The organism is Nocardia sp. NPDC058497, assembly GCF_042720195.1.
Classification (GTDB): domain Bacteria; phylum Actinomycetota; class Actinomycetes; order Mycobacteriales; family Mycobacteriaceae; genus Nocardia.
Genome location: NZ_JBHXMY010000299.1, coordinates 1 through 7,238 on the forward strand (window position 1 = coordinate 1; position 7,238 = coordinate 7,238).

Genomic DNA, 7,238 nt, shown 5'->3' on the forward strand with positions numbered 1-7,238 from the left:
TCGGCAGCTTCATTTTTTTATACGAGACTGGTGCTCAACTACGGGAAACCCCGCGCCGAAGATCGCGTTTACCCGCTCGCCCCCGCCGGGCTAAATCGGGCATCGCCCGCGCGGTCGTGCGCCCTAGGCGGATTTCACCCGTTTCAGGTGATGCGAGAAATTTACCTGTGTCTCACACGGCCTCGCTCCCGGGTGATGCACAGTTTTTCTCATGACCTCCACCACAGCGCCGAGTACCGCTCGATCCGCGTCACCGGCGTTGGTGCGAACGAACGGTCACCCGGTACACACCGGTTTGTTCGAGGGGTACGGTCCGGGCCGCTTCGCCGACGCCTTCGACGAGATGTTCGACGCGGCGGGTCGGGTGCGGGCTCCGTACAAGGGCATCCACGCCGCGATGGCGGCCAACGACGTCGGCGATCTGGCCAAACGCTCCGACGCGCTGGACCGGGCGTTCATCGACCAGGGCATCACCTTCTCGCTGTCCGGGCAGGAGCGGCCGTTCCCGCTGGATCTGGTGCCGCGGGTGATCGCGGCCGCGGAGTGGGCCAAGCTCGAACGCGGCATCAAGCAGCGGGTCACCGCGCTGGAGTTGTTCCTGGCCGACGTCTACGGCGAGCAGAACATCCTGCGCGATCAGGTGATCCCCAAGCGGCTGGTCACCTCGTGCGAGCACTTCCACCGCGAGGCCGCGGGCCTGGTCCCGCCGAACGGGGTGCGCATCCACGTCTCCGGGATCGACCTGGTGCGCGACGAGCGCGGCGACTTCCGCGTGCTCGAGGACAACCTGCGCTCGCCCTCGGGGGTGTCCTATGTGATGGAGAACCGGCGCACGATGGCCAGGGTCTTCCCCGACCTGTTCTCCTCGCACCGGGTGCGGGCGGTCGGCGACTATCCCGCCCATCTGCTCCGGGCGCTGCGGGCGTCCGCTGCGCCGAACGAGGCCGACCCGACCGTGGTCGTGCTCACCCCCGGCGTGCACAACTCCGCCTATTTCGAGCATTCGCTGCTGGCCAGGCAGATGGGCGTGGAGCTGGTCGAGGGCCGCGATCTGTTCTGCCGCGACAATGTCGTCTACATGCGGACGACGGCGGGTGAGCGCCAGGTCGACGTGATCTACCGGCGTATCGACGACACCTTCCTCGACCCCATGCACTTCCGGCCGGACTCGGTGCTCGGCGTCGCCGGCGTCCTCAATGCCGCCCGCGCGGGCAATGTGGTGATCTCCAGCGCGGTCGGCAACGGCGTCGGCGACGACAAACTCATCTACACCTTCGTGCCGACGATCATCGAGTACTACCTCGGTGAGAAGCCGATCCTGCCCAATGTCGACACCTTCCGCTGCTGGCTCGACGACGAACGCGAGGAGGTGCTCGACCGGGTCGGCGAGCTGGTGGTCAAACCGGTCGAGGGGTCGGGCGGCTACGGCATCGTCATCGGGCCCGATGCGACGCCGCGCGAGCTGGAGGCGATCAAGCGCAAGATCAAGGCAGACCCGCGCGGCTGGATCGCCCAGCCGGTGGTGCAGCTGTCCACGGTGCCGACCAAGATCGGCAACGATCTGGCGCCCCGGCACGTGGACCTGCGCCCGTTCGCGGTCAACGACGGCGAGGACATCTGGGTGCTGCCCGGCGGGCTCACCCGCGTCGCGCTTCCCGCGGGCTCGCTGGTGGTGAACTCCAGCCAGGGCGGCGGCAGCAAGGACACCTGGGTGCTGGCCGGTCGTTCCGGCCAGGTCGACCGGGAGCTGGCGGGCCCGGAACTGGTGAGTGATCCGCCGCAGGCCGATTCGTTCGAGATCGGCCGCGAGCTCAGCGCGCCGCAGGCCAATCAGCAACAGCAGCAACAACAACAGACGCAGCGGCTGATCGGGGAATAATACACATGCTTGCTCGTAACGCCGAATCCCTCTACTGGATCGGCCGATACGTCGAGCGCGCCGACGACACCGCGCGCATCCTCGACGTCGCCGTGCACCAACTGCTCGAAGACGCCACCGTCGACGCCGACCGCACCTCCCGCGTGCTGCTGAAAGTGCTCGGCATCGAACCCCCCGACGGCCTGCGCCTGGATGTGTGGTCGGTGACCGACCTCGTCGCGTTCAGCCACGACCACGGCGTCTCGATCAGCGACTCGATCGGCAAGGCCCGCGAAAACGCCCGTGGCGCACGCGAAGTCACCTCCAGTGAGATGTGGGAATGCCTCAACGCCACCTACAACGGGCTGGCGGCGGCGGAGAAGGCGGCGCGCGGTCTCGGCCCGCACGAGTTCTTCTCCTACATCAAGGACCGGGCCGCGATGTTCACCGGACTGACCGACTCGACGCTCTCGCGCGACGACGGCTACCGGTTCCTGCTGCTCGGCCGGTCCATCGAACGGGTGGACATGATGGTGCGCCTGCTGCTCTCGCGCGCCGGCGACCGTACCTCCTCGCCCGCCTGGGTGACGGTGCTGCGCTCGGCGGGCGCCCACGACACCTATCTGCGCACCCACCGCGGCGCACTCGACGCGGCCAGGGTCGCCGAATTCATCCTGATCGACCGGCTTTTCCCGCGCTCGGTGTTCCACACGCTGCGCGTCGCCGAGGCCTGCCTGACCGAGCTCGACCAGCGGCCGGGCAGTCGCGTCGGCGCGCGGCACGAGGCGCAGCGTGTGCTCGGCCGGGCCCGCAGCGAACTCGAATTCCTGCCGCCCGGTGTGCTGCTGGAGGACCTGCAGAACCGGCTGCTCGCGCTGCAGAAATCGTGCCGCGAGGTGAGCGAGGCCGTGTCCCGCCAGTACTTCCACGCCGCACCGTGGGTGGCGTGGACCGATGTGCGCAGCAGCTCCGACGGGCGTGTGCAGGTGGAGGGGGAGCTGTGAGTTGGCGGATCAGGGTGGTGCACACCACCGGGTATGTCTACGCCGCGCCGGTGACGCGGTCGTTCAACGAGGCCAGGCTGACCCCGCGCGCGGACAGCAGGCAGAACGTGATCCTCAATCGCGTCGAAACCGTGCCCGCCACCAGGTCGTATCGCTACACCGACTACTGGGGCACCGCGGTCACCGCGTTCGATCTGCACGCGCCGCACACCGAACTGGAGGTGACCGGGTCGTCGGTGGTGGAGACCGAGCCGTTCGCCGAGCCGACCGAGGAACTGGCCTGGGACGAACTGCGCAGCGGCCGGATCGTCGATCGCTTCGACGAAATGCTCGGTCCCACCGCCTATGTGCCGCGTGACCGCAAGCTCGCGACCGTCGCCCGGCAGCTCGCCCGCGGGGAGGAACCCGCGAAGGCGGTGGTGCGCGCCGCCGAGTGGGTGCACAAGGAGATGGACTACATCGCGGGCACGACCTCGGTGCACACCTCGGCGGTGGAGGCCTTCGGCGAGCGACGTGGCGTCTGCCAGGACTACGCGCATCTGACGCTGGTGTTGTTGCGCAGCATGGGAATTCCCAGCCGGTACGTCTCCGGGTATCTGCACCCGAAGCCGGGCGCGGGGATCGGCGAGACGGTGGCGGGTCAGTCGCATGCCTGGGTGGAGGCCTGGACCGGCCAGTGGTGGGGCTACGACCCGACCAACAATCTGGCCGTCAACGAGCAGCACGTCTCGGTCGGAGTCGGCCGCGATTACGCGGATGTGCCACCGCTGAAAGGGGTTTTCTCCGGCGGTGGCTCGACCGACCTCGAGGTCGTTGTGGAGGTCACCCGCCTGGCGTAATGTCCACTTCGCTCGTGCGGACCCCGCTCGCCGCGGGGATGATTCCTCCCGGAGAGGTGGTGGCCGATGCCCACTGCACAGGAACTCGTCGAACCCGAGGTCGTATCCGAGCCGAAGAAATGGGCCGCCGAAGGACTCGGCACCTTCATCCTGGTGATCTGCGGGGTCGGCACGCTGGTGCTGGCCGGCGACCGGGTCGGTTCGCTCGGCGTCGCCTTCGCGTTCGGCCTGTCGCTGCTGTTCCTCGTCTACGCGATCGGGCCGATCTCGGGATGCCACGTCAACCCGGCGGTCACGCTCGGACAGCTGCTGCTCGGCCGGATCTCGGCAGTCGGCGCCGCCGGGTATGTGATCGCCCAGTTGATCGGCGGCTTCCTGGCCGGGCTCGTGCTGTTCGCCCTGGCCAAGAACCTGCCCGCCTACGACCGGTCGGTCGACGGGCTCGGCGCCAACGGCTGGGGCGCGCACAGCCCCTCGGCGGTGCGCGGTCCGCTCGGTGAGGTCGTCGTCCAGAACGGTTACGGCCTCGCGGCGACCATCATCATCGAGGTGATGCTGACCGCGCTGCTGGTGTTCGTGGTGCTGGCCTCCACCGACCAGATCTCCGATGTCCCGCTGGCCGGGCTCTCGATCGGTGTCACCCTCACGGTGATCTACCTGGTCTCGCTGCCGATCGACAACACCTCGGTGAACCCGGTGCGCAGTCTGGCGGTGGCGCCCTATCAGGACGGGGCGATGGGCCAGGTGTGGGTGTTCGTCGTGTTCCCGCTGGCGGGTGGCGCGCTGGGGGCGCTGATCTACGGGTTGATCTTCGGGCGGTCCAGGGACGTGCTGAGCTAGCGGTCACCGAACGGCGAAACCCCGATCCGGTGCGCCGGATCGGGGTTTCCTGTTGTGTTCAGCTCCAGCTGTATTCGGCGACGAGCCGGTGCGCGACCAGGTCGAACGTCTTGCGTTCGACGATCGCGCCCTCGCGCCGGATGCCGTCCTCCGGCACGTCGAGTACCCGGTCCAGCCGCACCCAGCTGGGGCGTCCGTCGTGGTCCCACGGGCCGGAGCCGATCCCGATCCAGTTGCGGTCGTGCGCGCGTTCGGCTTTGGACGACAGCATCAGCCCGAGCAGGGTCTTGCGATCGCGCCCGACGACCAGCACCGGCCGGTCCTTGCCGTTCTTGGGGTCTTCCTCGTAGGGCACCCAGGTCCACACGACCTCGCCCGGATCGGCGCGGCCGTCGAGCTGCGGGCAGTAGACGATCTGCCGGGCACGGTGGGCGGTGGGGACCGGCGTCGACGCGGTCGGGCGGACCGCGACGGCGGGCCCCGGCTTGGCCGCCAGCGCCGCCACCAGCTTCTCTAGCAGCCGCGGCCCCTGCTTGCGCACGATCTTCGGTCCCTGCTCCTTGGCGATGACGCCGAGTTGCTTGCCGAGAGTGTTCCAACTGCTGGCCATCCCTGAAATATAACGGTGACTCGCGCTTCGGTGCACCGGTGACAGGGGGGCGATTCGGCCCATGGGACGATAGACGCAGTTCGCCGATACCCCTCGAGGAGTGGAGTGGCTTCCAGTTTTGCCGATACGACGTTCACCGATCCGTCCCGGATCCGGAACTTCTGCATCATCGCGCACATCGACCACGGCAAGTCGACCCTGGCCGATCGGATGCTGCAGCTCACCGGTGTGGTCGAGGAGCGGGCGATGCGCGCCCAGTACCTGGACCGGATGGACATCGAGCGCGAGCGCGGCATCACGATCAAGGCGCAGAACGTGCGCCTGCCGTGGCAGGTCGACGGCGAGGACTATGTCCTGCACATGATCGACACCCCGGGCCACGTCGACTTCACCTACGAGGTGTCGCGCGCACTCGAGGCCTGTGAGGGCGCGATCCTGCTGGTCGACGCCGCCCAGGGCATCGAGGCGCAGACGCTGGCGAATCTGTACCTGGCGCTGGAGAAGGATCTGACGATCATCCCGGTGCTCAACAAGATCGACCTGCCCGCCGCCGACCCGGACCGCTACGCCGCCGAGATCGCCCACATCGTGGGGTGCGAGCCCGACGACGTGCTGCGGGTGTCGGGTAAGACCGGCGTCGGTGTGGCCGAGCTGCTGAACAAGGTGATCGCCGAGGTGCCGCCGCCGGTCGGTGACGCCGACGCCCCGGCCCGCGCGCTGATCTTCGACTCGGTCTACGACACCTACCGCGGCGTTGTCACCTACGTGCGTGTGGTCGACGGCAAGCTGACCCCGCGCCAGAAGATCAAGATGATGTCCACCGGCGCGCAGCACGAACTGCTCGAGATCGGCATCGTCTCGCCCGAGCCGAAGCCCACCCAGGGCCTCGGTGTCGGCGAGGTGGGCTACCTGATCACCGGTGTGAAGGACGTGCGTCAGTCCAAGGTCGGTGACACCGTGACCACCGCGCGCGATGGCGCCACCTCGGCCCTGGCCGGCTACCAGGAACCGCGCCCGATGGTCTACTCGGGCCTGTACCCGGTCGACGGCTCGGACTACCCGGACCTGCGCGACGCGCTGGACAAGCTGCAGCTCAACGACGCGGCGCTGACCTACGTGCCGGAGACCTCGGTGGCGCTGGGCTTCGGTTTCCGTTGCGGCTTCCTCGGTCTGCTGCACATGGAGATCACCCGCGAGCGGCTGCAGCGCGAGTTCGGGCTCGACCTGATCTCCACCGCGCCCAACGTGATCTACCGGGTCGTCATGGAGGACGGCGCCGAGCACGTCGTCACCAACCCGTCGTTCTGGCCCGAGGGCAAGGTGCGCCAGACCTTCGAGCCGGTGACCAAGTGCACCGTGATCGCGCCGAGCGAGTTCGTCGGCACCATCATGGAGCTGTGCCAGAGCCGCCGCGGCGAGCTGCTGGGCATGGACTACCTGTCGGAGACGCGCGTGGAGATGCGCTACACGCTGCCGATGGCAGAGATCATCTTCGACTTCTTCGACTCGCTCAAGTCGCGCACGCGTGGTTACGCGTCGCTCGATTACGAGGAGGCGGGCGAGCAGTCGGCCGCGCTGGTGAAGGTCGACATCCTGCTCCAGGGCGAGGCTGTCGACGCGTTCAGTGCCATCGTGCACAAGGACGCCGCCCAGGCCTACGGCAACAAGATGACCACCAAGCTGCGCGAACTCATCCCGCGTCAGCAGTTCGAGGTGCCCATCCAGGCCGCGATCGGCTCGAAGATCATCGCGCGCGAGAACATCAGGGCGATCCGCAAGGACGTGCTCGCCAAGTGCTACGGCGGTGACATCAGCCGTAAGCGCAAGCTGCTCGAGAAGCAGAAGGAAGGCAAGAAGCGCATGAAGACCATCGGCCGGGTCGACGTGCCGCAGGAAGCCTTCGTGGCCGCGCTGTCCTCGGACGCGGCCTCCGACAAGCCCAAGGGCAAGTAACCCTCACCCCGGCTCGGCGGTGACGCGCACCAGCAGGCGCCGCCCCCCCCGGGGGGGTTGGGCGGGGTTGGGGGGGCGGGCGGGGGATAAGGGCGGGGGGCGGGCCCCCGCCCGGGCCCAACCCCAAACCGGGG

General features: G+C 68.2%; 6 protein-coding genes. 5 read left to right on the plus strand and 1 reads right to left on the minus strand.

The features are described 5' to 3' along the window. The first annotated feature begins 211 nt into the window (after window positions 1–211). The 4 genes from ACFWPJ_RS19770 to ACFWPJ_RS19785 all read left to right on the plus strand — a co-directional run bounded on the left by ACFWPJ_RS19770 (window position 212) and on the right by ACFWPJ_RS19785 (window position 4,541). Entirely contained in the window at window positions 212–1,879 is a 1,668-nt protein-coding gene (locus ACFWPJ_RS19770; RefSeq protein ID WP_378853337.1) for a circularly permuted type 2 ATP-grasp protein, read from the plus strand. Between the two features lie 5 nt (window positions 1,880–1,884). Continuing rightward, window positions 1,885–2,862, plus strand: coding sequence for an alpha-E domain-containing protein (locus ACFWPJ_RS19775; RefSeq protein WP_378853339.1), 978 nt, complete (start codon window positions 1,885–1,887; stop codon window positions 2,860–2,862). After that, window positions 2,859–3,701 (plus strand): transglutaminase domain-containing protein, encoded by an 843-nt coding sequence (locus tag ACFWPJ_RS19780; RefSeq protein WP_378853341.1) that lies wholly within the window; start codon window positions 2,859–2,861, stop codon window positions 3,699–3,701. The genes ACFWPJ_RS19775 and ACFWPJ_RS19780 overlap by 4 nt, the downstream gene beginning before the upstream one ends. Window positions 3,702–3,767: 66 nt before the next feature. Continuing rightward, complete coding sequence (locus ACFWPJ_RS19785; RefSeq protein WP_378853343.1) at window positions 3,768–4,541, plus strand: aquaporin; 774 nt, start codon at window positions 3,768–3,770, stop codon at window positions 4,539–4,541. A 58-nt stretch (window positions 4,542–4,599) separates the two neighbouring features. Here ACFWPJ_RS19785 and ACFWPJ_RS19790 read toward each other — a convergent pair whose 3' ends face one another. Then, on the minus strand, window positions 4,600–5,151 hold the full coding sequence (locus tag ACFWPJ_RS19790; protein ID WP_378853345.1) for a type II toxin-antitoxin system PemK/MazF family toxin: 552 nt from the start codon (window positions 5,149–5,151) through the stop codon (window positions 4,600–4,602). A gap of 105 nt (window positions 5,152–5,256) precedes the next feature. Between ACFWPJ_RS19790 and lepA the strand changes: the two genes are divergently transcribed. Then, a complete protein-coding gene (gene lepA, locus ACFWPJ_RS19795) occupies window positions 5,257–7,104 on the plus strand; it encodes a translation elongation factor 4 (protein ID WP_378853347.1) in 1,848 nt (615 codons plus the stop codon). The last annotated feature ends 134 nt before the right edge of the window (window positions 7,105–7,238 follow it).

Bases quoted from the DNA above. Each gene is read 5' to 3' on its own strand.
- ACFWPJ_RS19770 (WP_378853337.1), top strand. From the start codon at position 212: ATGACCTCCACCACAGCGCCGAGTACCGCTCGATCCGCGTCACCGGCG.
- ACFWPJ_RS19775 (WP_378853339.1), top strand. From the start codon at position 1,885: ATGCTTGCTCGTAACGCCGAATCCCTCTACTGGATCGGCCGATACGTC.
- ACFWPJ_RS19785 (WP_378853343.1), top strand. From the start codon at position 3,768: ATGCCCACTGCACAGGAACTCGTCGAACCCGAGGTCGTATCCGAGCCG.
- ACFWPJ_RS19790 (WP_378853345.1), bottom strand. From the start codon at position 5,151: ATGGCCAGCAGTTGGAACACTCTCGGCAAGCAACTCGGCGTCATCGCC.